21 protein-coding genes and 1 tRNA gene are annotated in these 24,518 nt (G+C 63.2%); 12 read left to right on the top strand and 10 right to left on the bottom strand.

Annotated elements, in window-relative coordinates:
- The first annotated feature begins 71 nt into the window (after positions 1 to 71).
- From H4I92_RS14965 to H4I92_RS14955, 3 genes are all read left to right on the top strand, one after another.
- Positions 72 to 161 (top strand) — tRNA-Ser (locus tag H4I92_RS14965).
- Between the two features lie 261 nt (positions 162 to 422).
- Positions 423 to 1,613 (top strand): MFS transporter, encoded by a 1,191-nt coding sequence (locus H4I92_RS14960; RefSeq protein WP_077531795.1) that lies wholly within the window; start codon positions 423 to 425, stop codon positions 1,611 to 1,613.
- A gap of 240 nt (positions 1,614 to 1,853) precedes the next feature.
- Positions 1,854 to 2,234: a group III truncated hemoglobin gene (locus H4I92_RS14955; RefSeq protein ID WP_077531335.1), complete on the top strand. Its 381-nt coding sequence runs from the start codon at positions 1,854 to 1,856 to the stop codon at positions 2,232 to 2,234.
- Here the strand turns inward: H4I92_RS14955 and H4I92_RS14950 are convergent.
- The gene (locus tag H4I92_RS14950) at positions 2,222 to 3,064 is read right to left on the bottom strand and encodes a histone deacetylase family protein (RefSeq protein ID WP_077531334.1); all 843 of its coding nucleotides are present in this window, start codon (positions 3,062 to 3,064) and stop codon (positions 2,222 to 2,224) included. The genes H4I92_RS14955 and H4I92_RS14950 overlap by 13 nt on opposite strands.
- A 139-nt stretch (positions 3,065 to 3,203) precedes the next feature.
- On the opposite strand from H4I92_RS14950, the gene H4I92_RS14945 reads away from it, so the two are divergent.
- Both H4I92_RS14945 and H4I92_RS14940 read left to right on the top strand, forming a co-directional pair.
- On the top strand, positions 3,204 to 4,088 hold the full coding sequence (locus H4I92_RS14945) for a LysR family transcriptional regulator (protein ID WP_218668231.1): 885 nt from the start codon (positions 3,204 to 3,206) through the stop codon (positions 4,086 to 4,088).
- A gap of 97 nt (positions 4,089 to 4,185) precedes the next feature.
- Entirely contained in the window at positions 4,186 to 4,521 is a 336-nt protein-coding gene (locus tag H4I92_RS14940; RefSeq protein WP_077531332.1) for a DUF7352 domain-containing protein, read from the top strand.
- 28 nt (positions 4,522 to 4,549) lie between these two features.
- On the opposite strand, the gene H4I92_RS14935 is transcribed toward H4I92_RS14940, so the two are convergent.
- Together H4I92_RS14935 and H4I92_RS14930 are read right to left on the bottom strand one after the other, a co-directional pair.
- Positions 4,550 to 5,176 (bottom strand): YceI family protein, encoded by a 627-nt coding sequence (locus H4I92_RS14935; RefSeq protein WP_077531331.1) that lies wholly within the window; start codon positions 5,174 to 5,176, stop codon positions 4,550 to 4,552.
- The gene (locus H4I92_RS14930) at positions 5,145 to 5,891 is read right to left on the bottom strand and encodes a CDP-alcohol phosphatidyltransferase family protein (RefSeq protein WP_179105730.1); all 747 of its coding nucleotides are present in this window, start codon (positions 5,889 to 5,891) and stop codon (positions 5,145 to 5,147) included. The genes H4I92_RS14935 and H4I92_RS14930 overlap by 32 nt, the downstream gene beginning before the upstream one ends.
- A 73-nt stretch (positions 5,892 to 5,964) precedes the next feature.
- Here H4I92_RS14930 and H4I92_RS14925 point away from each other — a divergent pair, with 73 nt between their 5' ends.
- From H4I92_RS14925 to H4I92_RS14910, 4 genes are read left to right on the top strand one after another with little or no spacing between them, the layout of a single operon-like run.
- Positions 5,965 to 6,966 (top strand): zinc-dependent alcohol dehydrogenase, encoded by a 1,002-nt coding sequence (locus H4I92_RS14925; protein WP_077531329.1) that lies wholly within the window; start codon positions 5,965 to 5,967, stop codon positions 6,964 to 6,966.
- Positions 6,967 to 6,979: 13 nt separating this feature from the next.
- Positions 6,980 to 7,378, top strand: coding sequence for a 6-pyruvoyl trahydropterin synthase family protein (locus H4I92_RS14920; RefSeq protein ID WP_077531328.1), 399 nt, complete (start codon positions 6,980 to 6,982; stop codon positions 7,376 to 7,378).
- Positions 7,365 to 9,269: a glycosyltransferase family 4 protein gene (locus H4I92_RS14915; RefSeq protein WP_179105729.1), complete on the top strand. Its 1,905-nt coding sequence runs from the start codon at positions 7,365 to 7,367 to the stop codon at positions 9,267 to 9,269. The genes H4I92_RS14920 and H4I92_RS14915 overlap by 14 nt, the downstream gene beginning before the upstream one ends.
- On the top strand, positions 9,266 to 10,159 hold the full coding sequence (locus H4I92_RS14910; RefSeq protein ID WP_077531326.1) for a lysylphosphatidylglycerol synthase transmembrane domain-containing protein: 894 nt from the start codon (positions 9,266 to 9,268) through the stop codon (positions 10,157 to 10,159). The genes H4I92_RS14915 and H4I92_RS14910 overlap by 4 nt, the downstream gene beginning before the upstream one ends.
- Here the strand turns inward: H4I92_RS14910 and H4I92_RS14905 are convergent.
- On the bottom strand, positions 10,122 to 10,937 hold the full coding sequence (locus tag H4I92_RS14905) for a RibD family protein (protein WP_077531325.1): 816 nt from the start codon (positions 10,935 to 10,937) through the stop codon (positions 10,122 to 10,124). The genes H4I92_RS14910 and H4I92_RS14905 overlap by 38 nt on opposite strands.
- A gap of 137 nt (positions 10,938 to 11,074) precedes the next feature.
- Here H4I92_RS14905 and H4I92_RS14900 point away from each other — a divergent pair, with 137 nt between their 5' ends.
- Together H4I92_RS14900 and H4I92_RS14895 are read left to right on the top strand one after the other, a co-directional pair.
- Entirely contained in the window at positions 11,075 to 11,437 is a 363-nt protein-coding gene (locus H4I92_RS14900) for a thiol-disulfide oxidoreductase DCC family protein (RefSeq protein ID WP_077531324.1), read from the top strand.
- Between the two features lie 20 nt (positions 11,438 to 11,457).
- A complete protein-coding gene (locus H4I92_RS14895) occupies positions 11,458 to 12,546 on the top strand; it encodes an MBL fold metallo-hydrolase (protein WP_077531323.1) in 1,089 nt (362 codons plus the stop codon).
- A gap of 25 nt (positions 12,547 to 12,571) precedes the next feature.
- Here H4I92_RS14895 and H4I92_RS14890 read toward each other — a convergent pair whose 3' ends face one another.
- The 5 genes from H4I92_RS14890 to H4I92_RS14870 form a co-directional block, all read right to left on the bottom strand.
- A complete protein-coding gene (locus tag H4I92_RS14890; protein WP_077531322.1) occupies positions 12,572 to 14,242 on the bottom strand; it encodes an ectoine synthase in 1,671 nt (556 codons plus the stop codon).
- A 32-nt stretch (positions 14,243 to 14,274) separates the two neighbouring features.
- Positions 14,275 to 16,296 (bottom strand): CocE/NonD family hydrolase, encoded by a 2,022-nt coding sequence (locus H4I92_RS14885; protein WP_223073629.1) that lies wholly within the window; start codon positions 16,294 to 16,296, stop codon positions 14,275 to 14,277.
- A 115-nt stretch (positions 16,297 to 16,411) separates the two neighbouring features.
- Complete coding sequence (locus H4I92_RS14880; RefSeq protein ID WP_077531321.1) at positions 16,412 to 17,725, bottom strand: M20 family metallopeptidase; 1,314 nt, start codon at positions 17,723 to 17,725, stop codon at positions 16,412 to 16,414.
- 49 nt (positions 17,726 to 17,774) lie between these two features.
- Complete coding sequence (locus H4I92_RS14875; protein WP_077531320.1) at positions 17,775 to 19,796, bottom strand: CocE/NonD family hydrolase; 2,022 nt, start codon at positions 19,794 to 19,796, stop codon at positions 17,775 to 17,777.
- A gap of 74 nt (positions 19,797 to 19,870) precedes the next feature.
- The gene (locus tag H4I92_RS14870; RefSeq protein ID WP_077531793.1) at positions 19,871 to 21,187 is read right to left on the bottom strand and encodes an ATP-grasp domain-containing protein; all 1,317 of its coding nucleotides are present in this window, start codon (positions 21,185 to 21,187) and stop codon (positions 19,871 to 19,873) included.
- A 131-nt stretch (positions 21,188 to 21,318) separates the two neighbouring features.
- On the opposite strand from H4I92_RS14870, the gene H4I92_RS14865 reads away from it, so the two are divergent.
- Positions 21,319 to 22,353 carry a D-alanine--D-alanine ligase family protein gene (locus H4I92_RS14865; RefSeq protein WP_077531319.1) on the top strand — a complete coding sequence of 345 codons (1,035 nt, stop codon included), beginning with the start codon at positions 21,319 to 21,321 and terminating at the stop codon, positions 22,351 to 22,353.
- Between the two features lie 31 nt (positions 22,354 to 22,384).
- Here the strand turns inward: H4I92_RS14865 and H4I92_RS14860 are convergent, their stop codons facing one another.
- Complete coding sequence (locus tag H4I92_RS14860; RefSeq protein WP_077531318.1) at positions 22,385 to 24,418, bottom strand: CocE/NonD family hydrolase; 2,034 nt, start codon at positions 24,416 to 24,418, stop codon at positions 22,385 to 22,387.
- Between the last annotated feature and the right edge of the window lie 100 nt (positions 24,419 to 24,518).

The raw sequence follows: 24,518 nt of genomic DNA, 5'->3' as shown, positions 1-24,518 counted from the left end.
CGCTCCTACAAAGGACCGGGTGCGACTTTTCGGCGGCCGGCGGAGCCGTTAGAATGCGCGCTGTCCGCTGCGGAGAGGTGGCAGAGTGGACGAATGCACCGGTCTCGAAAACCGGCGACCGTGCAAGCGGTCCGAGGGTTCGAATCCCTCCCTCTCCGCCATTACCAGAGCCCACCCAAGGTGGGTTCTGGTAATGGCTAAGCGGGCGGACGAGAACCCTAACGGTTCGACCGAAGCCTGCCTCCTGGCAGGCTGAGGAACGCCTTCGCAAAGCGAAGGGGCCCCCGAAGGGGGTGAGGCCCGCTGGGCCTCATAATCCCTCCCTCGGCCAGCACTCTCCACGCCATCACAATGAACTCTCCCCCAACACCAGCTACCCTTTGGAGCATGCAGTCCGCTACCCGTCAAAGGCCCTGACACTCATGCTCCACTCCCTGCTCACCCGCACCCCACTCGCCGTCATCGTCATCGCCCAGCTTTTCGGTACCTCCCTGTGGTTCAGCGTCAACAGTGTTGCCCCCGCACTGGCAGAGGCCGTGGGCCTCAGTGAAAGTGAGCTCGGGATCCTTACCATGGCCGTTCAGGCCGGCTTTGTGACGGGCACCCTGATCATCGCCATCAGTGGCCTCGCGGACCGCATCCGGGCCAGCCGGCTCTTTGCCATTGCCGGGCTCCTGGGGGCGCTCATCAACGCCGCCTTCATCCTCATTGCCGCGGACCTCTACCTCGCAACCACGGCTCGGTTCCTCACGGGCCTGTGCCTTGCCGGCATCTATCCCATGGGCATGAAACTGGTGGTCAGCTGGACGCCGCGCTATGCCGGTGCCGCCCTGGGTTGGCTCGTGGGCATGCTGACACTGGGTACCGCCCTTCCCCATCTGCTCCGGGGCGCAACCTTTGAACTTCCCTGGCAATGGCCCCTGCTTCTGGCTTCCGCGCTGGCGGTGGTCGCCGCCGTGCTCATTCACATCCTGGGGGATGGTCCCCATCTGCCAGCTGCGTCTCCCGGCATCCGTCCCGGCGCGGGTATAAAAGCCTTCGTCCAGCGCAACTTCCGGGCGTCGGCTTTCGGGTACTTCGGGCACTGCTGGGAGCTCTACGCCTTCTGGACACTGACGCCGTTCCTGGTCAGCAGGGAACTCGAACGCCTCGGCTCGGACCCGGCCCTCACACCCTGGGTGGCCTTCCTGATCATCGGGCTCGGGTTGCCGGGGTGTGTCCAGGGCGGCCGCATGAGCCGGTGGCTGGAAAGTTTCAACGTGGCAAGAGGCGCCCTGGCGGTTTCCGGTGCACTCTGCCTCCTCTACCCGCTTCTTGGCGCCGCGCCACCGCTGCTGTTGCTGGCGCTGCTGGCCATCTGGGGTATCACGGTGATTGCTGATTCACCACAGTTCTCAGCGCTGGCGTCGGCAACCGCGCCCAGGGAGAACGTGGGGGCCGCGCTGGCGATCATGAACGCCATTGGGTTCGCGGTTACGATACCGGCGATCGCGCTTACCACCAGCCTCTGGGCAAGCCAGTCGCTGCAGGTGCTGTGGTGGCTTCTGCCGGGGCCGGTACTGGGGCTGATGACCCTGCACCGCATGAACCGGAAGGAACTGCACGAGATCTAGCTCAGCCCCGGCGCTCACCCATGCGGCGCGCAATCCACCACCCGGCTGCCATGGCCGCCAGGAATGCAGCCAGAGGCCCAGTCAGGCCACTGAGCGAGGCCACGGCCCGCCCGTGTCAGGAACCTATAATAGTTTCGGGTGTGATACAGGAAGGCTCTTGCCGGCATAGCCTTTTCCCCATTGCAGGGAGACCGGCTTACGTGGATGATCTGAGAGCACTTAATCACCATCCTGGACTACATGGATCTCGACACCCCGGAAGCCATCCACCAGCTTGTTCATGCGTTCTACGGGCGCCTCCTGGAAGATCCCGTGATGGCGCCCGTTTTCCTGGAAACCGCCGGCATCGACCTGGATCACCACCTGCCGACCATCGAAGCCTACTGGCGCAAGATGCTGCTGGGGGAACGCGGGGTCTACACACGGAACATGGTGGCCAGGCATGAGGCGGTTCACGCGAAGCAGCCGCTGGCGCCGGAGCATTTCGAGCGCTGGGGCGCCCATTTCCACGCAACCCTGAGTGAACACTTCGAGGGTCCTTACGCGGATCAGGCACACCGGATTGCCGACCGTATCCTGGTGAACCTGAAAGCCTGGCTCCTGGAGCCTCAGGAAGCGTAGAGCCGGAAGGCCTCTTCCGTGACCATGGCGTGACGCCGGGCCAGCGCTTCCCGGTCATCGTCATAGCCACCCGCGATCACAGTGGCCACGGGAACACCGCGCTGCTTCAGGGTTTCCAGCACCAGCGCCTCGCGCTGGCGGAGACCCTCAAGACTTACTCCCAGGCGCCCCAGCGGATCCCCGGCATAGACATCGACGCCAGCCGCGTACAGCACCAGTTCCGGCTGCCAGCGATCCAGCTGCGCGTGCAGGCAATCCGAGACTTCGTTCAGATAATCATCGTCCTCAAGTCCATCCGGCAGGGCCACATCCACGTCGCTCAGTGCCTTGGTGAAGGGAAAGTTCCTGCCACAGTGAATGGAACAGGTAATGGCACGGGGCTCATTCGCCAGCAGGCGGGCCGTGCCGTCGCCTTGATGCACATCGCAGTCGAAAATCAGGATGCGCTGAAGGCGATTCCTTTCAAGCAGCACATGAGAGGTCACAGCCAGATCGTTGATAACGCAGAACCCGGCCGCAAAATCGTACTGCGCGTGATGGGTCCCTCCCGCCTGATGGCAGGCGACACCGCAATGCAGGGCCAGCTGCGCTGCCAGGACCGTGCCCGCAGGTGACGTCAGTGTGCGACGGACCAGCCCTTCGCTCCAGGGCAGGTTCACCCGCTTGAGCTCCCGGTGAGTCAGCCCATTGTTGCGGAAGCGCTCGATGTAATCTGGGCAGTGCACCGCGTGCAGCCAGTCATCGCGGCACCGCCCGGGCCGGAAGCGATTCGCTGCAGAGGCGATCCCGGTGTCACTGAGATGCTCCATGAGAAGACCGAACTTGCTCATGGGAAAGCGGTGTGACCCCGGAAACGGGAAGCTGTAGCAGGGGTGATGGATGATCGGGACCAAAAGGAGACCTTTCACTCGGGGACCGTCTAACTGTATAAGGGGCCCGGTGTCCTGCCAACCTGAAGGAGGATCGGACGTGAGCCGACGGCTGAACTACCGGCATCTGCACCATTTCTGGGTGGTGGCCCGGGAGGGCTCGATCGCACGTGCAGCCGAAGCGCTGGATCTTGCGCCACAGACACTGAGCAGTCAGATCAGCACCTTTGAGGCGGACCTCGGAACGCGCCTGTTTGAGCGCCGGGGCCGGCGCCTGCTCATGACGGATGCCGGGCGTACGGTCTTCCAGTATGCCGACCCGATGTTCCGCACAGCGGAGGAACTGGAGGCATGGCTGGACGAGGCGGATGCGGCACCGGCACGTAAGCTTCGGGTCGGGATCGTGGCGTCCATCCACAAGCTGTTTGCCTACCGGGTGATCGCACCGGCGCTGGAAACCACCACGCCTGTCACCCTCAGATGCCGCACCGGTACCCCTGAGGACCTCACCAGTGCCCTGGCCCGCCATGATCTGGATGTGGTGATCACCGACAGGCCACCGGCAGGGGACGAGGATTTCCGCTGGTACCTGAATCCCCTGAGCCAGTCCGCCATCAGCCTTTTTGCGGAACCGTCACTGGCGCAGCGTCTGGCGCCCGGATTCCCTGCCAGCCTTGACGGTTTTCCGTTTCTTGCCAGCGCCCTGGATGCGCCCTACTACCAGCAGCTCATGCAGTGGTTCCGCGACCAGGGCATCCGTGTGCGGGAAGCCGCGGAAATTGATGACAGTGCCCTGATCAAGGTATTCGGCCGTGCGGGACTCGGGGTATTCGCCGCGCCGACACTGATCCGGGAGGAAGTGTGCCGCCAGTATCAGGTGGAGGAGATTGCGAGCATCGAGACCGTGCGCGACCAGATCTATGCCCTCTATGGCGTGGAAGGGATGCGTCACCCGGGGATACAGGCCATCTGCTCGGGCAGCTGATCATCAGATTTTTTCGTTACAAAAACTCAGAAAACCTTATTTATTCGATTCAATAAGGCACGGATACTGAGGCTGTCACCAACAGAGGAGACCGGCCATGAAAACCATCCTCAAGTACCGCCTCGACGCCTCAGGCAGCGATACTTCCCTGACACTGACCGATGGCTTCCGGGTTGTGCGCACCGAGTACATCCCGGCCGAGAATCGGGTTCACCTCTGGGTGGAGGTTCCCCTGAAAGCGGGGACGCCCGAGTCCAGGGTCGAGTTCCGCGTCATTGCCTCGGGGCAGCCCATCGGGGATGATTTCGGCTACGTGGGCACCGCCCTGGATACCCATGCCCCTGAGGCCTACCACGTGTTCAGCCGTTTCGCTGGCCAACAGGCTGGCCAGCCATCGGCCTCGGATGGCGGACGCCTGGTGAGGGTTGCCTGACAGGATCCGGGGGCCGCGAATGCGGCCCTCAGAACCAGCCGCCATCGTCGCGGTTGGCCTCGAACTCGAACTGCAGGCGGACCTCATCCCCCACCAGGTCATCCGCGATTCCATAGGTCATCCCCCAGTCGCTGCGCTCAATCACCGCATGCGCTGACAGCCCCATGGTGTAGTCGCCGTGTCCAATGGGGTACTCTGCCGCCTTGTTCAGCACCACATCCAGCGTCACCGGATTGGTCTCGCCCAGCATCGACAGATCCCCGGTCAGTTTTCCCGTGGACTCACCGGTTGCCTCAAACCCTGTGACTTCAAAGCGGATCTCCGGATATTCGGAAACATTGAGAAAGTCCTCGCCCCGCAGATGCTCGTCCCGCTCTTCGTGATTGGTGAAGATACTGTCCGCCTGGAAAACGACCTCGCCCTCGCTCACGGTCCGTTTCTCCGGATCATAGACGAACTGCCCCTCCACTTCCCGGAACATCCCGATCACCCGGGCATAACCGATGTGCATGACCTTGAAGGTCATGGTGAAGTGCTCATCATCGATGGTGTACTTTTCCGGCTCCGCAACCGCATTGCTGCCGGTTATCAGCCCACCGGCGAGAATGACCGCTGCGAGTGCGTTACGTTTCAGTGCCGTGCCTGTGCGTTTCATGCTTTCCTCCCGCCCGGTAGAGCCAGGCCAGATCCACGATGAATGAGTACGCCAGCAGTACCAGTGCCGGCGCCAGTATCCAGACCGCAAGCCAGGACGGCGTGACCGGCACCAGGACGATCACAAGGCTGGCAATCTGCCATACACAGATGGTCTTACGCCGGACGCTTTCGGGCAAGGGGTGATTGATCCAGGGCAGGACCCGGCCAACGGCGACGAAGAGATAGCGCATCAGGCCCAGCAGCAGCACCCAGGGGCCTGTGATGCCGAGTATCCAGACTCCCAGGCAGAGCGTCAGAATCAACGCCGCATCCACCTCCATATCAAACCTTGCCCCGAACGCCGAACTCACGCCGAAGCGGCGCGCCAGATGGCCATCCAGACCGTCCAGGATAAGAATCGCGAGCGCCAGCACCACCCAGGCCCACTGGATCCGGGCTGGAACCTGGGGCTCCGTCAGAACGCTCACGAGAACGACCACGCCCAGTGCCCGGTAGAAGGTCACCCTGTTGGCCGGGCCGAGCCCCCACTGCCCTTCCACCCGTGTCAGGAGCAGCCACGCAAGCAGCACGTACCCGGAGATCGGCACGACCAGCAATCCCAGCGGCATACGAATCCAGTACCAGAGCCCGCCCGTAAGGACGGCGAAGGGTACCGCCGTCAGAAGCAGCTCCCGAATGGCACCGATGTTATCCGACCCTTTCCAACCGGACATCTTATCCCCTTTGTCGGAACCCCACAGCACGGTCAATAATAGCCCGGACCCTAAAAACCCCAAGGCGCCAAGCATGATCAACGAACCCACCCCAAGAGTACGCGCATTCTGGATCACTGGCCCAGCCCAGGGGGAGATCCAGCCCACCAACCCGGACTTGGACGCCCCGGACAGCGAGGCAACGGTCGAGGTGGCGACCCTTTACACCGGCATCAGCCGTGGCACTGAGTCCCTGGTCTTCAACGGCCGGATTCCCCGCTCGGAACATGAACGCATGCGTGCGCCCTTCCAGGCGGGTGATTTTCCGTGGCCGGTGCGCCACGGCTACAGCAATGTGGGCCGTGTGGTTCAGGGGCCCGCGGAACTGGAGGGCCGTATCGTTTTCAGCCTGTTCCCTCACCAGACACGATTCCGGCTACCGGCCTCCGCGGCTGTGCCGGTACCTGACGGCGTACCAGCGGAGCGCGCCATCCTGGCCGCCAACATGGAAACCGCCATCAACGGCCTCTGGGACGCTAGCGCGGCCATTGGCGAACGCATTGCCATCGTTGGCTGTGGCGTGGTCGGCGCCCTCATGGCCTGGCTCTGCCAGCGCCTACCGGGAACACGGGTGACAGCCGTGGACATGGAACCCTCCCGACGACGCGTCCTTGAACAACTGGGCGTACACTTCGACCCGGATCTGCAGAGTGACGACCATGACCTCGTGTTCCACGCCAGCGGCAACCCGAAAGGTCTCGAACACGCCCTCGCCCTTGCGGGCACCGAGGGCCGGATCATCGAGATGAGCTGGTATGGCGATCAACCGGTCAGCGTCCCGCTGGGCGGCGCCTTCCATTCCCGCCGCCTGACGCTCAGGGCCAGCCAGGTTGGCCGTGTCAGTCCCGAAAGACGCCCCGCCTGGACCCACCGGGGCCGACTGGAACTGGCGCTGTCGCTGCTCGCAAATCCGGAACTGGACGTACTCATAGACGGCGAAAGCGACTTCGAGGCGCTGCCCGAGACCATGGCGGCGCTCTGCCGCGCTGACAGCTCCGCCCTGTGCCACCGGGTGCGCTACCCGGAAAACCACTGATCCCGAGGATGCCATGTACCGACTGACCGTCCGACAGCACATGATGATCGCCCACAGCTTTACCGGCGAGGCCTTCGGCCCCGCCCAGGCCCTGCACGGGGCAACCTACGTGGTGGATGCCACCTTTGAGCGGCCCCAGCTCGATGACAACGACCTGGTCGTGGACATTGGCCTGGCAACACAGGTACTCGGGGAGATCCTGGGCGAGTTCAACATGCGCAATCTGGACGACCACCCGGACCTCAAGGGCCGCAACACCACCACGGAATTCATGGCAGGAATCGTCTTCCAGCGGCTTGCCGAAGCCATCAAGACGGGCCGCCTGGGCGAATCCGCCCACGGCATACGGGCGCTGGAGGTCACCCTCAGCGAATCCCATATCGCCTGGGCCAGTTTCCGTGACGAACTCTGAGCACCGACTCACCTTCATTGTCCCGGGGGATCCCGAACAGCGCACCGGCGGCTACGGCTATGTGCGGGAAATGGCCGGTGCACTGGAGGCCCGCGGCTGCTCCGTCCGAATCGAGGGCCTGCCCGGCCTGTTCCCGGTTGCCAACGACGAGGCCCGGCACGCCATGGACCAGTACCTTCGGGGCCTGCCTGAAAAGGCCAGCGTGGTTATTGACGGACTGGCACTCGGTGGCCTCCCGGAGGCGGTTGCGCCTCATGCACAACGGCTCCGACTGATTGCGCTCGTGCATCATCCCCTGGCTCTCGAGACGGGGCTGCCCGAGGAAACCCGGGCGCACCTGTTCCAGACCGAACGACGCGCGCTCGCCAGAATGGAGGCCATCGTCACCACGAGCCAGAGTACGGCCCGTGAACTGGCCGCGTACGGTGTCCGGGAGCGGGACGTAACGGTCATTCCACCCGGCGTTGCCCTGGCGCAGTTGCCGGAGCCCCAAGAGTGCCGGGATCAGAACACCCCACTCGAGCTGCTCTGTGTCGCCCACCTGGCACCCCGCAAGGGCCAGGACATTCTTGCCGAGGCCCTTGCGCCAATCGCCGGCGCCAACTGGCACCTGACCCTGGCGGGAAGCACCACAAGGGACCCGGACTTCACCGCCCGTCTCCGTGACAGGCTGTCGGACTACGATCTCACGGATCAGGTCACACTCACCGGGGAACTGGATGAAGAAGCCCTGGCACCCCTCTGGCGACGCGCCCACGGCTTTATCCTGCCCGCCCGCTATGAGGGTTATGGGATGGTGATCGACGAAGCCCTTGCTGCCGGCCTGCCAGTGCTGAGTTCTGATGGCGGTGCCCTTGCTGAGACCGCGGATCGCCCCGGCATCCGGCTTCACCCCGCCGGTGACCACCGTCTTCTCGAAGATCATATCCGCAGCTGGCTTGAAACCCCGGATCAGCTGTACAGTCAGGCCCGTGCGGCCTGTGATTCAGCCCGCAACCTCCGGGCCTGGTCCAAGGCAGCACGGGAGTTTGAGGGCGCCCTGGGGGTGAACCGGGAGGAACATGGCAGCGCTGTCTTCGAAGCGGACTGGCTTCAGCTGCGTGAGCCGGCCGACCATGCAGCGCGCAGCGATCAGTTAACCGCCAGACTCCGGGATTACCTCAAAACCCTGGAAGCGCCCCTCACAATCTGCGATCTCGGCGCCGGAACAGGCTCCAACCAGCGCTATCTGGCTCCCCGGCTCCCCGGTCCCCAGCAATGGCTGATGGTGGAACCGGACGCCCCGCTGATTCCCACCAACACCCAGCCCGAAGCGACTGATGACACGACCAGCCGCTGGCTTCAGGAAGCGGTTACAGCCGCCAACCTGGATGAAATCATCCCGGAGAAGGTGGATCTGATCACCGCCTCGGCCCTGCTCGACCTGATGAGCCGGGACTGGCTTGAAGCCCTGGCGCTGACCGCCTCCCAACGCCGGGCTCCGCTGCTGATGGTCCTCAGCTACTGCGGCAACTTTGATCTGCAACCTGTTGATTCGCGGGATCAATGGCTTCGCGATACTGTCAATGACCACCAGCACCGGGACAAGGGCACCGGCAGCGCCGCCGGCCCTGACGCCACAGGGATCCTGTCCGCAGCCCTGAGCGCGCACGGCTTTGAGGTTCTAACCGGGGCCAGCCCCTGGAAGCTGGACCACCATCATCCCGATCTCCAGCAGGCCCTGATGGCCGGATGGTGTGAGGCCGCCCGTGAACAGGCGCCCGGGGAGCGGTGCAGCATCGACCAGTGGCAGGCCCTGCGCCATACCCAGGCTCGGGATGGGCAGCTGCGGATACGGGTGGATCATCTGGACCTGCTGGCACTGCCTCCCTCGTTAGAGCGGCGATCATGAGACGTTACGGTCGGCTGCTGGTAAGCCTTGCACTTCTGGGGCTGGTTGCGGTGACCATTGATCCCCGGGACGTGGTCACCGTGCTGCAGCGCTTGCCGGTCTGGAGCCTGATTGCCGCCCTTGCCCTCTCAGTCCCCCAGGTGGTGCTTTCCGCCCTGCGCTGGCGCTATACCGCCCAGCGTCTGGGTCTGCCCCTGGACACTGGGGAGAGCGTCATCGCCTATTACCGGGCAACACTGGTCAACCAGCTCATGCCGGGCGGGGTGATGGGCGATGTGGAGCGCGCCTGGCGCTCACGGCATCCGGAGGCCCGCGCCAGCGCCGCTGCCCACAGCGTGGTGATTGAGCGCCTCTCCGGCCAGATGGCCCTCCTGCTTACTATTGCAGCGCTCGTGGCCGTGGCACCTCCATTCGCCTTCCCCGGCCCGCAGCTTGGCGGGCAATGGCTCTGGGGTGTTGCCCTGATCCTTGTGGTGGTGCTGCTTGCCGGCCGGTACCTGCCGGGAATACGGAATTACAGCGCCCTGCTCCGTAGAGATGTCCGCGCCGCCCTGATCACGTGGCCCGCGCCTGTTATCCAGCTTGGTCTGTCCACAGCAGTGGTCGTCACCTACTTCGCCACCCTTGCACTTCTGGATGCCGGCATCGCCAGTCACGTGCTGACACTGGAGAAGCTTGCTCTGCACGCCTGCCTGCTGCTGAGCATGGTGCTGCCGGTCAGCATCGCCGGCTGGGGCGTTCGGGAAGGGGTTGCGGCGGCGCTCTGGCCCTTGGCGGGTTTTCCCGCCAGCGAGGGAGTGGCGCTCAGCATTGCCTATGGGGTGGTCATCCTTGTGGGCAGCCTGCCGGGCCTTATTCCTGGGCCCGGTCGGAGGCCCCGGAGCGCCTGAGATCAAGGTCAAACAGCACGTCACTGCCGAGATTCACCACCTGGGCCTGAGGCCAGATGGCATCCTTTAACCGGTCCACCTCCGGAAGCGTGAAGGCCGGGTAGCCACTACCAATGATCATGGGAGCGACCATCACATGCAGACGGTCAAGCCGGTCGGCTGTCAGGAACGCTGAAACCGTGCGCCCTCCGCCCTCCACAAAGACGCGCTTGAGGCCGAAACGCGCCAGCACCGCCAGCACGCGATCCGGATCAATGGTCCCGCGCTCCGGATCCAGACAGGGAACGCGAGTGGCACCGGTTTCCGGACAGGGCCGGTCACTCTCCGGAATGGCATCGCCGGCCACCAGGTGGAGTGTGGGCGCATCGCCATCGGCAAGTAGATGGTGGTCTACGGGCAGACGGTCCCTGCGGTCCACAACCACGCGCACGGGCTGAGTTCCGGCCACACGCCGGACCGTGAGACGGGGGTTGTCCTCAAGCGCGGTTCCCGCGCCCACCACCACGGCATCGGCAACCGCCCGCAGCCGGTGCAGATGGGTCAGCCCATCATCCCCGTTAATGTAACGGGAGGCGCCCGAAGCCGTGGCAATGCGGCCATCCAGGCTCTGCCCCAGTTGCCCGATCACCCAGCCCCTGTCTCCCGGGCAGAGGGGCCGGAACACGCGCAGCAGCTGCTCCTCCGCCGATGGCTCAGTGTCAGCCGCGGGCTCGGGCAGAATCCGCCCCCTGGCTCTGGCCTCCAGTATCCTGTCCCAGACTGTTTCGATGCTCTGCATAAATCCCTGCCAGCCCTTCTACGCTTTAGCGAATCTGTCCTGATTACGCATGAAACCCTATTGTGGACCCCTGCTGGTCCGCCCGGATCTTCTGACCGTATAACACGGCAATTCCACTGTCTGCATGGGAATATTGCATGGACACACTCTTCTATGATGGCCAGTGCCCGCTCTGCATGAAGGAAATCCGTCTGCTGCGGCGCATCGGCGATGATGACCTGAGACTTATTGATGTGCACGGCCTTCAGGATGCGGCTGTCTGGCCCGGCATCCCCCCGGAACATCTGCTCCAGCGTCTGCACCTGCTCGACGACGACGGTATCTACCGGACGGGGCTGCGAGCCACGGTCCAGACCTGGTGCCATACGCCTTTCGGCTTCCTGTTCCGGCTGCTGCTCATCCCCGGCATCCGCACACTGGCGGAAGCGGCCTACAACCGCTGGGCGGAACGGCGCTATTGCCGGCGTTACGGGTGTGCCATCATACCGGGCAGCCATTGAACCCAAGGGGCTACGACGGCATGCTGCGACAATTCGCTCTGGCACTGGTTGGCTTGATGGCCCTGAGCATGGGATGCAGCAACGTGAACCCCTATTACGACCCGGACAAACTCCACCACACCGAATCCGGCTTCACCAACAACTACGCTACGGACAAACCCGGCGGTGGCGATTTCCTGCGCTGGCAGTGGAACCGCTGGTGGAACGACCTGCCCAAGCCACCGGTCGAACCTATCGAAGGGGTCGAGCCGGAGCTCGAATTCATACAGAACAATGAGGACGAGGTGGCCGTCACCTGGATCGGCCACGCCACTGTCCTGCTCCAGGTGGGCGGACTCAACATCCTCACCGACCCGCAGTTCTCGGAGCGGGCCTCACCGGTATCCTTCGCCGGCCCGCCCCGGCACCAGCCGCCAGGCGTAGCCCTTGAGGAACTGCCCCACATCGATGCGGTCGTCATCTCCCACGCCCACTACGACCACCTGGATCTGGCCTCCGTCACGGCGCTCTACCAGCAGGACGGCGGGCCGCCCCGCTTCTTCCTCCCCCTGGGCATGGACCAGTGGTTCCGGGAAAACGTCACCGATGGCGACGATACCCACCTCACCCCCATGGACTGGTGGCAGACCCGGGAGTTCCGGGGTGCGACCATCCGCTTCCTGCCCGTGCAGCACTGGAGCTCGCGCACGCCCTGGGATGAAAACGAAATGCTCTGGGGCGCCTGGGCGGTGGAACACCCGGATTTCGATTTCCTGTTCGGCGGGGATTTCGCGTATTCGAAGGATCTGAAGGACATCGGCGAGCGCACGAACGGGTATGACCTGGCCGCCCTGCCCATCGGCGCCTACGAGCCGCGCTGGTTCATGAAGAGCAACCACGTGAACCCGGAGGAATCCGTACAGGCCATGCAGGACATCGGCGCCCGCCGGGCCATCGCCATCCACTGGGGCACCTTTGAGGGGCTGACCGATGAACCCCTCGACGAGCCCCCGAAGAAGCTCGTCGAAGCGCGGGAACGGGCTGGCATCCCGGAAGCAGCGTTCCGTATCCTCAACCATGGGGAAACCGTCCGCCCCGGAAAGAATGAGAGGGTTTCCCGGCGCCCATGAACCTCCACGGGAAGACCCGGAGGGGCTAGCGCTCGAACACGAACTCCTGGTACAGCAATTCCTCGCACTGGCGGCGCTTCTTCTCAAGGTCCTGCTTGGAGGAGCCCCCAAGGAACAATAGCGCCACCCGGTAACTGTAACTGTCCTGGTCCATCAGGTCTGACAGGCGTTGGCCGGGCTCGGCGACGATCTGGATGGTGGAGTCGGGGATGATTTCCTGTTCGATCCGGCGGACCGTTTCCTCGCTGGGAACCTGCGCCACATAGGCATCCTCCCACTCGCGCAGGAAGAATTTACCCGAGACCTCGAATCTGCCCTGACGATGCGGAAAGGTCGGTCGACGCCCGGCGGCCAGTTCCACGGCCACCTGGTGGTGGGAACGGCCATCCACCTTCTGGAAAAGCCGGCAATGGGACTCTGAGATACGGGTATTGATTTCCAGCAGCCAGATCTGATCCTTTTCCCGGTCCCAGAAATATTCGATGTTGAACGGCGCATTGTCGTAACCGATACGCCTGACCACCTTCTGGGTGATCTCGGTCATCCGGTCCTGCACCTCGTCCGGGAGAATGGTCGGGTACTGGTAACTGGAGAACGTGGTGAGGTTGGCCTCGCGGAAGGAATCCACGGTGCCGTACACCTCCACTTCGCCCTTGCAGGAGAAGCCTTCCTGGGTGCACTGCATGCCGCCGATGATGCTCTCGGCGATGCAGTACTCACCGCCAATCTCATCGAATTCCGGCGGCATGGTGACCATGTCGAGCAGGTAGTTGAACGGGCCCGAGAAACGGCCGATGTTGTCCCGCACTTCCTTCATTGCCTCGTGGAACTGGCTAGCCTCGTCAATCCGGAACCCGAGGTACGAGGAGAAGGATTTCACCGGCTTGATCCAGAACGGGAAGTCCATGACTTCAAGCACCCTGTCCAGGGCCTGCTCGTCAAACGGATTGAATGCGGTGAATGTCGGGATGTTATCCGGAACGACGGCCCGCTGTTCAATCCGGCTCCAGTATTTGTGCTCGCATTTCAGCACGGATTCCAGGCTTGCCGAAGCCAGATCGAAGGCATCACAGATGATGGGTACAATGGTGCTGACGGGGAAATCAATGTAGTGGATAACGCCGTCCACCGCCCCTTTGTGCTCCCGAATCTGTTTCTTGGCCTGCTGGATAATGTCCTGGATCTCGTATTTCTGTTGCTCCAGGATCTGCCGGGAATCGAGCAGCGGCACGAAGTTGTAGTGGTCCGCCATGTCAATGGTGGCCAGCATTTCCCGGTTGAAGTCGTTCAGCCCGATAACGAAGACGGTCTCCTCGCCGAACTGGCTGAATGAGCCATTCTCGTCCTCAACCTCATCACCAGCCAGTGCTGGATAATAGACGCAAAGGAGCTGTAGCTCAGTATGCGCCCTTACAACGTACTCCTCGTTCTGGCTGAGTGCGTACACGGCCCCGGGATTGAGGGGGTGACGCGTACCATCCCGGATGGTTTCCACCTCCCCTTCGCCACGGATGCAGTAGACGGTTTCCATGTGATGCCTGTGCCAGAAACGATTCTCGGTTCCGGCCTGCATGATGGTGTCATGCAGCGAATAACCCATACGGTCATCGCGGCGGATCAGGCGCCGGCTTGAATAGTTGGGTCCTGATACAACCCGGTTGGTATCAGCAAGCTCATTAACGTGACGATAGATCATGGGTCCCTTCCTTCAGATGCAGGCCTCGTGGCTCAAAGATGATCCCGTGGCACATGGGTGTTCCAGTTCCTGGCAACGACGCGTTCATCGCCCTCGTAGGCATCGAGTTCCGCATAGACGTGGAAATGGCTCCGGCTGGCGGTCAGCACCGTGCGCGTTGTTACTTCTATGGACCAGTCGCCACGGGCCATTCCACTGACGCAATGCGTTTCCCCGCGCATGGATTCAAAATCCTCGCCCACATGGGTATACCACTCGCGGGTATCGCTCCACATGGTGAGACCGATCTCCTCAATGGTGAAGGTCCCGTCGTTCTTGATCACTTCCAGTATGGACTCGTCCCTGGACAGATCGCGGATTACCCGCCAGTTCTGCTCAGGTGCCTGCGTGTAGGGCGTGGCAATGGCGGCCGCTGATTCCGGCTCGCCGAAGTCTGGCAACGCCGCATCCGAATCACGTGGCGGCCGCACCGGAAGGCGCAGCTGGCTGCCCGTCGGATGGACCGTCAGACAGGCGAGCTCCGGGGCCGGCCAGGCAAGCGGCCAGTAAGAGGTGGAAATTGAGATCCGCAGGCGATGGCCCGCCGGGAAACGCTGGGCGATGTCGTTCAGTTGCACCGCCACCCGGTAGCGTTCGCCAGGCACCATCGGGCTGGGTTCGGCGTGGCTGTCCCGGTGGCTGAGATTGAGCATGCCGTAAGTGCTGCGGGTGGCCTTGTTGTCCGGGGCCAGATCCGAGAGGCGGACACAGATCATTGCCTGGGGCTTGTTCGCCTCCAGCTCCAGCTCGATGACCGGCGCCCCCATGATCTCCAGGGGTTCGCTCAGGGGCTCGGTGTCGAACACCAGCGCACCGCCATCTTCCTCGCGCTGGTCATGGGGCAGGTCCGGTGTCGCACTGTAGGAACACCACTTACCCGCGAACAGGCCCAGACTCAGGGGCGACTGGATCCATAAGGGCGTGTCACTGACCGGCGTACCGGGATTGACGAGATGGCCCTCACTCAGACCATAGACGGTTTCACGGACATTGGACGACGGCCAGCCCGGCTCGGCAATCCAGCGCCCCGGCCGTCGCGTGTACTCCGTTGCAGGGGGGACGCTGTCCTGCATCCAGACGCGGAAATCCGGCTCATCCATGATGCCCGTGTCCTTCCCCTTGAGCCAGTGATCCCACCAGCGCACGGATTCCTGCAGGAACCCGATGGCGGGCCCTGGCTTACCCATGTGCGGGTACATGTGGCTCCAGGGTCCGACCAGCCCCTTGGTGGGCACGTCAAGATTGCTCAGCAGCCGGAATACGCTGTTGGAGTAACCATCGGCCCAGCCACTGACCGCCATCACCGGGCACTGCACCGCCGAGAAGTCCTCGCAGATGGAGCCGTGACGCCAGAAGTCGTCCCGGCGCTGGTGCTCGAGCCAGTTTTCCAGCCAGAGGCCACTGTGCTCCAGCCGGTCCAGCCACATATCGCGCCACTTCTCCCCCACCAGTTCGGGATCCGGCGGAAGGCTGGTGTAGGCAAACATTGTTGACGCCCAGGAAAGGTTATCCGTCAGCATGCAGCCGCCCATGTAGTGGACGTCGTCTGCGTAACGGTCATCAGTGGAGCAGACACTGATGACGGCCTTGAGTTCGGGCGGTCTCAGGGCGGCAATCTGCAGGCCGTTGAAACCACCCCAGGAGATGCCGATCATGCCTACCGAACCGCTGCACCAGTCCTGCTGCGCGATCCAGCGGATGATTTCCACCCCGTCGTCCAGTTCCCGCTGCAGGTATTCATCCTGCAGGACACCTTCGGAATCGCCGCTGCCGCGTATATCCACCCGGATGCTGGCATAGCCGTGCCCGGCGAAATAGGGATGGTTCAGCGCGTCCCTGGAACGGGTATTGTCCCGCTTGCGATAGGGGATGTATTCGAGGATCGCCGGCACCGGATTGTTCTCGGCATCCTCCGGCATCCAGATGCGCGCCGCCAGGCGGGTACCATCGGACATCGGGATCCATACGTGTTCAAGGTGCTTGGTCGCGTGGGGAAAGGACGTAACGGTTTTCAATTCGGCTGTTTTCCTTATAGCCCGGATATCGGGGTCATTTTGCGCATGATTTCTGCATCTATCTGCATAATAGGGGTTGGCTTGCGCCGGCGCCATCGGTACGCGGTAAAAGCCATCACTCTCCTCCAGTCGCGTTTTCTCCATAATCCTGCAGGCGCAGTTCCTCGGGCCTGAAGGTCAGCAGCTTCTCCGTCGCCTGGACGAGCACGTGCGCCACCTTCTCCGTGGCCTCCAGGGACACCCGTTCGTCCGCGGAATGAGCCCAGTCGATATCGCCGGGCCCATAGACGACGGTGGAGGCCCCGGTAAGCCGCACCCAGGCCGACATGTCGCAACCATAGGGCGCTCCCGTGATGCGCGCCGGACGCCCGAAAACCGAGGCCGCCGCATCCGCCATTGTGGTGACCAGTGGATGCTCCATGGGGGTATGCGCGGAACCGAAACCAGACGCCATGAGCCGCGCCTGGGGCGGGTTCTGTTCAAGCCAGGGATCGCCTGCGCAGGCCTCGGCAATCACCCGCTGAATCCGCGCCTTCGCCTGCTCCACGGTTTCGTCGAGCGTCACCCCGACGCGGATCTCCGCCGTGAGCCGGTCCATCACGCTGGACGACCAGTTACCCCCGTTGATCAGACCCACGTTGGTGGCGTACGGCAGGTGCAGGGCCCGCATCAGCGGGTGGTCCTCCGCGTCATTGATGCGCTTTTCGTCCTCGCGCAGGGCCTTGTGGACCGCCAGGTAATGATCCAGGGCGCTCTCCCCCAGGTGCCGCCGGCTGGCGTGGGCCGCCAGTCCCATCACTTCCAGGAAGAACGACATGGCGCCGGCATGGGCAACCACCAGCTTGGGCGAGCCCTCGTCATCCAGGGTGGGTTCCGGCACCACCACGGCATCCGGTTGCCAGCCCCGGCGGATGGCAGCGAGCGTGCCGAGGCCGCTGTCCTCTTCCGCCGGCACGCCCACGAATACAACCCGACCGGCGAAGTCCCGTTGGCCCTGGGCAAAGGCCTCGAAGGCTTCCAGAGCCGAAACGACGCCGGATTTCATATCACTGGCGCCACGTCCATAGACGGTATCGCCGTCCATATACCCTGAATACGGATCCATCGTCCACTGGCTGGTGTCGCCTGGCGGGACAACGTCCAGGTGCCCGGTCAGCACCACCGTGGGGCCCGGCTTGCGCCCCCGCACCACGCCGACAACCACCGGCAGCCAAGCGCGCTCCACCTCATGGCCCGGGTAGTTGGGATCCGTGAGGACATCCGCAATACCCTCGTTCCAGTGGTCAACCTCCACACCCAGCTCATTGAGCCACTCGGCGAGCCGGGCGATCACCGCATCCTCCTGCCCGGTCACCGACGGGATCCGGATCAGGTCCACCAGCCGCCGCCGAACCCGGGTGGCGTCAATGTAGTCGCAACGGTCCGTCATAATAGGTCATCTCCTGCTGCTTACAGGGGGCGTCCCGGACGCCCCGCTCCTAGAGGTTCCGGCGTGGAATCAACCGATCCCAGTCATGCTCATAGACCAGCTCCCCGTGCTCATACGCCCTGAGCGTGGCCTCAATCCGGAACGCCTCGGAGGTGCAACTCATCCGCGTCCAGGTTTCAGTGTTCACTCGCCAGTCATCGCGGAAAAAACCCATGCGCCAGAACGTTTCAGCCTGGGCCGAGTTAACATCGTCACCCTCGATCCGGTAGCGCTCGTAACCGCTCTTCTGGACATCCGTACCGGTGGCGTCGATGTGGAATATCCCCTCGGAATCATCGACTTCCAGCGTATGGGCGTTCGCATCAAAATCGTAATGCAGTGACCAGTTCGTTGCCTCGGCCTCGATTTCGGTCATCGACACGTAGGGTGCGCCCTCGGGCGGCGCAAACTCGGGGAGTTGCCGATCAACCTCGCTGGGCGGGCGTACCGGCAGTGCCAGGGTGCTGACCTCCGACCAGAGGGTCAGTGCCGTGGCGTCCGGCGACGGCCAGATCAGGGGCCAGTAATTTGAGCTTACACTGACGCGAATACGGTGGCCCGCCGGGAAATTCTGGGCGATTTCATTGAGCTGGACGCGCACGCGATAGGTCTCACCGGGCACCAGGGACGCCGGCTCGGCGTGGCTGTCCCGGTGGCTGAGGTTCAGAACCCCGTAGGTTACCCGGGTTGAGGCCCCGTCCGGGGCCACGTCACACAACCGCACCGCGACCTGGGCCTCAGGCTGGTCGCTGGCCAGAACCAGCTCCACCACGGGCGGGCCAAAGATCTCAACCGCTTCCGACAGCGGCTCCGTATCAAAGCACAGGGAATCCCCATCCGCCTCGCGCTGGTCCCCCGGCATGTCCGGGCCGGCGGAATAGGAACACCACTTGCCGGCACTCAGGCCGGTGCGCAGCGGCGACTGGCACAGAAGTGCCTCACTGGTGCCTGCCGTGTCACCGCGCTCCAGACCGTTGCGGGTCAGCCGAAGCTGCTGGTTCTCGATGCGCGGGCTGGGCCACTCATTCTCCCCGATCCAGCGCCCGGGACGCTCCGCATAACGGGTCGCGGGCCGGATACTGTCCTGCATCCACACTCTGACCTGCGGCTCTTCCATGATGCCGGTCGCCTCATCCTTGAGCCAGTGATCCCACCAGCGCAGCGTATCCTGGAGGAAGCCAATGGCGGGACCGGGCTTACCCAGGTGCGGGTACTTATGGCTCCAGGGACCCACAAGACCCTTGCGGGGGACATCCAGGTGCTGCATCAGGCGAAAGACGCTGTTGGAATAGCCGTCGGCCCAGCCGCTCACCGCATACACCGGGCAGCGGATGGCGCTGAAATCCTCGCACACGGACCCATGGCGCCAGAAATCATCGCGCGCCTGGTGACTGCTCCAGGTCTCCAGCCAGAGCCCACTGCCCCGCAGGCGCTGGAACCAGTCGTCCCGCCAACCATCCCCGAAGAGGCGTGGATCCGGTGGGCAGCTGTTGTGGGCGAACATAACCCCGGCCCAGGAGACATTGTCGATCAGCATGCAGCCGCCCATGTAATGCACATCGTCGGCATAGCGATCATCCGTGGAGCACACCGTCAGCACCGCATACAGCTCGGGCGGCTGGAGGGCGGCGATCTGGAGGCCGTTAAAACCACCCCAGGAAATCCCCATGATCCCGACACGGCCGGTACACCAGGGCTGCGCGGCGATCCAGCTCAGAATCGCCAGTCCGTCGTCGAGCTCCTGTTGCGTGTATTCATCCGTGAGCACGCCCTCGGACTCGCCGCTGCCACGGATGTCCACCCGGACACCGGCATAGCCATGGCCCGCGTAATAAGGGTGATTGATGGAATCTTCCTTGGTGCGCAGGTCGGCCTTGCGGTAGGGAATGTATTCCAGGATGGCCGGCACCGGATGCGCCTCGGCATCCTCGGGCAGCCATATCCGCGCGGCAAGATGGCAGCCGTCCGGCATGGGAATCCATACGTTTTCCAGTTCCCGAACCGCCCTGGGCCAATCGCTCCTTGTGTGCATTCACATCTCCTCGAACGACAAGGCAATAGTAGAGCCGAACCGGGCAACCGCCCGGGTCGGCGAAAACGGCGGCCTCAGCGGTCAGGACCGTCTCTGAGGTCAAAGCTGAGCCGCTCAACAATGGCACTATGGTTGGCCATCAACTGCTCATGGGTATCAGCACCCACATAGATCAGTGCCAGCACGTAGCTGTAGCTGTCCTGGTCGTGAAGCTCGGACAGCCACATGCCCGGATGCACATCCAGCTCCACGTAGGTACCGGGGTAATCCTCGGCAATCGCCGCCAATGTCTGCCCGGACGGCACATCGGCCACCCAGGCGTCCTCATGCCGGCGCAGCCAGAAGGCGGCGGCACACTTGAACCTGCCCCGGGCAGCAGGGAATTTGGGGTCGTGACCGAGCGCCAGCTCGACCGCGACCTGATGATTGGAGACCCCGTGCACCTTGTCGAACAGGTCGCTGTGGTGCTGGGCGATCCGGGTGTTGATCTCCAACAGGCTGACTTTATCCGTGCTGCTGTCCCAGAAGAACTCGATGTTGAACGCGGAACCATCGAAGCCAATGCGCTGCAGCGTTTTGCGCGCCACCTCCTCCATCCGCTCGGTGACCGACTGCGGCATCTGGGACGGGTACTGGTAGCGGGCGAAGGAAGAGCTGTTGGCTTCCCGCACCGAGTCCACCACCCCGTGCACATGGACTTCGCCCTGATGGACATAACCCTCAAGGGTGCACATATCCCCCGTGAGCAACGCTTCCGCCAGACAGTAATGACCGCCGACCGCCGCGATATTGTCGGGCAGCTCAATGTATTCAAGGATCCGGTCGAAAGGCTCTGCAATACGGTTGATGTGCTCCCGGATCTCGGCCACCGCCCGGTGGAAGGCGGCTTCGTCGTCAATACGGAACCCGAGATAGGAGCCTGCCGATTTCACCGGCTTCAACCAGAACGGGTACGCAAGTTCGAGCTGGGTCTCGGGCGAGTCGAGAAAGGGATCCACCAGCTGGAAACGGGGAATGAAGTCCGGCACAACCGCTTGCTGTTCCAACCGACTCCAATACTTGTGCTCACACTTGAGCATGGCCCGCAGATCCAGCCCCGGAAGCCCCAGGCGCCCGGTCAGAATGGGCAGGATGGTGCTCACCGGAAAGTCCATGTAGCCAACGATGGCATCCGGGGCCGGATCCGCCTCCTGGAGCTGTTTCTCAGCTCGGCTGAGCATGGATTCAATCGGGAAGTTGTCCGCGTACAGGATTTCTTCGGGCGTCAGAACACCATGGAAACGGTAGTGTTCCGCGCCCGGGAGGGATTCCAGCTTGGCCCGGTTGAACTCATTCATGCCGAGCACATACACCTGCTTGACGGCGTTATCTTTTGGGGATTCGGAACTCATCTCGGTTTCAACCTTCAACAGAGCGGTACAGGAGGAGCATCGGTTAAAGCACGACGCCACGCAAGGGTTTTGATACGCTGGCCCAGATGTCTTTATAAGCACTTTCTCCCGACCAGAGGACGGAGACCGCAATGGCCCAATCGAGTAAAACCCCTGAAATCGGCGTCGTCCTGGGTGATCCCCGACTGCCCTACCCCTACGCCGTGGATAACCGGTTCGGTTACGAGGAAATCGAGGCGGTCCGCCAGCTGAAGACCTCACTCGCAGAGCTGGAGGGCTATCACTTCACCTACTACGACGACCACGAACGCCTGATCGACGACCTGCGCAGCGACAGGCCGGACCTTGTACTCAATCTCTGTGACACCGGCTTCCGCAACGACTGGGACCTGGAGCGCAACATCCCCGCATTCCTGGAAATGCTGGGCATTCCCTACACCGGCGCCGACCCCATGGGCATCAGCCTGGGCACCGACAAGGCCATCGTACGGGCACTGGCGGTGAGCCTGGACATCCCCGTGCCCAACGAGACCTTTGTGGATCTCACCGCCGACCCGTTGACCCTGCCCACCTCCTTTCCGTCGCTGATCAAGCCCAATGGCGGCGGTGGCAGTTTCGGCATCACCGAAAACTGCGTTGTGCACGACGCCGCAGAGGCGCACGCCTATCTGCAGTGGCTCGCCAGGCAGGACCTGTATCCACCGGAAGCCATCTGCCAGGATTTCCTCACCGGCGATGAGTACACCGTAGGCATGATCGGCAACCCGGCCAGCGGCTTTACCGTGCTGCCTCCCCTGGTGATCGACTACAGCAAGCTGGACTCCGACCTACCGCCCATCCTCACCCACGGCTCCAAGGCGGACCCGGACTCGCCCTACTGGGACAAACTCAGTTTCCTTCAGGCGGAGCTGGACGACGTCACCCGGGGGCAGATGGTCGACGCCTGCGCCAAGCTGTTCAAGCGACTGGGATTCCGCGACTACTCACGCATTGATTTCCGCTGCGGCGGCGACGGCGTGCCACGGCTGATTGACGCCAATACCAACCCCACCTGGTACTGGGACGGCAAGATGGCGATGATGGCCTCCTGGGCGGGCTACAGTTATGCGGAGATGCTGCGCATGATCCTGGAAGCCGCCCTGGCGCGCAGCGGCGCCCATCGATAGGCGGGCAGGGAGAAGCCCCGTCCCCCCCCTGCTAGATCAGGTGGCGGGGAATCCACTCGTCCCACTCGCGCTCGAAAAACAGCGCATCGCCATCGTAGGCATGGAGCGTGGCGCGCAACCGGAAATGCTGCGGATCGGCCGTCAGCCGGGTCACGCACGCCACCCGTGCTGACCAGTCATCGCGCTGCAGAATGCAGTTCTGATCAATCCGGGCCTCGGCCCCGCTGGCGTCGTATTCATGGGTGCGGAACCACTTGCCCAGACTGTACCCGGCCGTGAGATCAATATCCTCAATATAGGCCAGGGAGGCACCGCCGAAATCACCCCCCTCATTGTAGATGCGGTAGGTCGTTTCGTTATTGATCAGGTTACGCTCCACGGTGCGGCGGAAATCCCCGGAGCTGAGCGCTTCCGGCTCGGACTGTGGGCCGCGCTCCGGTGGTTCGAAGGGGCGCAGCTGCTCGTCCTCCTCGCGCGGCGGGCGCACAGGCAGCTGCAGCGAACTGACGCCGGTATGGAGCGTCAGGCGAACCGGCTCCGGTGCCGGCCAGATCATGGGCCAGTAACTGGTGGATACCGCCAGGCGCATGGTGTGGCCCGGGGCGAAGGCATAAGCAACATCCTTCATCTGCACGCGCACGCGGTAGCGCTTGCCGGCCTCCAGGGGTTCCGGGTGTTCGCGACTTTCACGCTGGGTGAGGTTGAGTACGCCCCAGGTGACCCGCGTCGAGGCCCCGTCCGGCGCCACGTCATTGAGGCGCACGATCACGTACGCGACCGGCCGGTCCACCGTCACTTCCAGTTCCGCCACCGGTGCGCCCAGGATCTCGATGCGTTCCGAAACCGTATCGGCGTCAAAGACCAGGGATTTGCCGTCATCTTCCCGCTGGTCGATGGCCATCTCCCCTTCACCACCAAAGCCGTACCAGTCACCACCGGCCAGTCCCGTGGTCTCTGGGGAGGTAATCCGCATCCGGTCCTCCGGCTCCGCCTTGCGCCCCATTGACAGCACATTGAGGTACAGGGTTTCGTTGTGGATGCGCTCAGAGGGCCAGGTCGGTTCCGCCACCCAGCGCCCCGGACGGTATTCATAGAGCGGTGCCGGCGGCACATGCTCCTCCATCCAGACGCGCATCGGCGGTTCGTCCATAATGCCGTTGTCGATATCCTTCAGCCAGTAGTCCCACCAGCGCAGCATTTCCTGGAAGAAGCCGATGGCCGGTCCCGGCAGCGCGTTATGCGGAAACGCGTGGGACCAGGGCCCGATCAGCGCCTTACGCGGCGCACTCAGGCCTTCCATCATGCGGGGAATGGCATTGGGATAGCCGTCCGCCCAGCCGCCCACGGCATAGACGGCACACTGGATGTCGTCGAAGTTCTCGCAGACCGAGCCATGTTTCCAGTAGTCATCGCGCTGCTGGTGGCGCATCCAGACCGCCGGATACAGGACCTGGTTCTCCAGCCGGTAGCGCCACTGTTCGCGCCAGTCGTCCCCGTAGAGCGCCGGATCCGGCGGAAAGGCCGCTGTGGCGAAAAACACCGAGCCCCAGTTGAGGTTCTCGTTCAGAAGGCAGCCACCCATGTAGTGGGCATCATCCGCATAGCGATCGTCGGTGGAGCACATCGTGATGATCGCCTTCAGGCATTCCGGCTGGTGCGCAGCCACCTGCAGCGCGTTGAAGCCACCCCAGGAGATGCCGAACATGCCCACCGGCCCGGAGCACCAGGGTTGGCTGGTGATCCAGTCCAGCACCGCGAGGCAGTCGTCCTGTTCCTGCTGCAGGTACTCATCCAGGATAAGCCCGTCCGAATCCCCTGAGCCCCGCAGATCCAGTCGAATCGACGCGTAGCCATGCCCGGCCAGATAATGGTGCAAGGGCTCGTCCCTTAAGCGGGTGAAATCGCGCTTGCGATACGGCATGCATTCGAGGATGGCCGGCACCGGATGCTCCTCGGCGTCTTCCGGCAACCAGATGCGGGCGGCCAGACGGCAACCGTCGGGCATGGTGATCCAGGTGTTCTCGATTTCACGGACGGTGCGGGGGAACGAATCAACAACCTTCATAGAGCATGCCTCACTGGCAAATGACGCCCCTGGCCCGGGCGGAGCGGCTGTCGCGTATAATGCGATTGCGAACGCTGCGAGTATAGCAGAACCGGCATGG

This window comes from Vreelandella halophila (genome assembly GCF_019903425.1).
Classification (GTDB): Bacteria; Pseudomonadota; Gammaproteobacteria; order Pseudomonadales; family Oleiphilaceae; genus Halospina; species Halospina halophila.
This window is presented reverse-complemented; position numbering and strand designations above follow the sequence as displayed.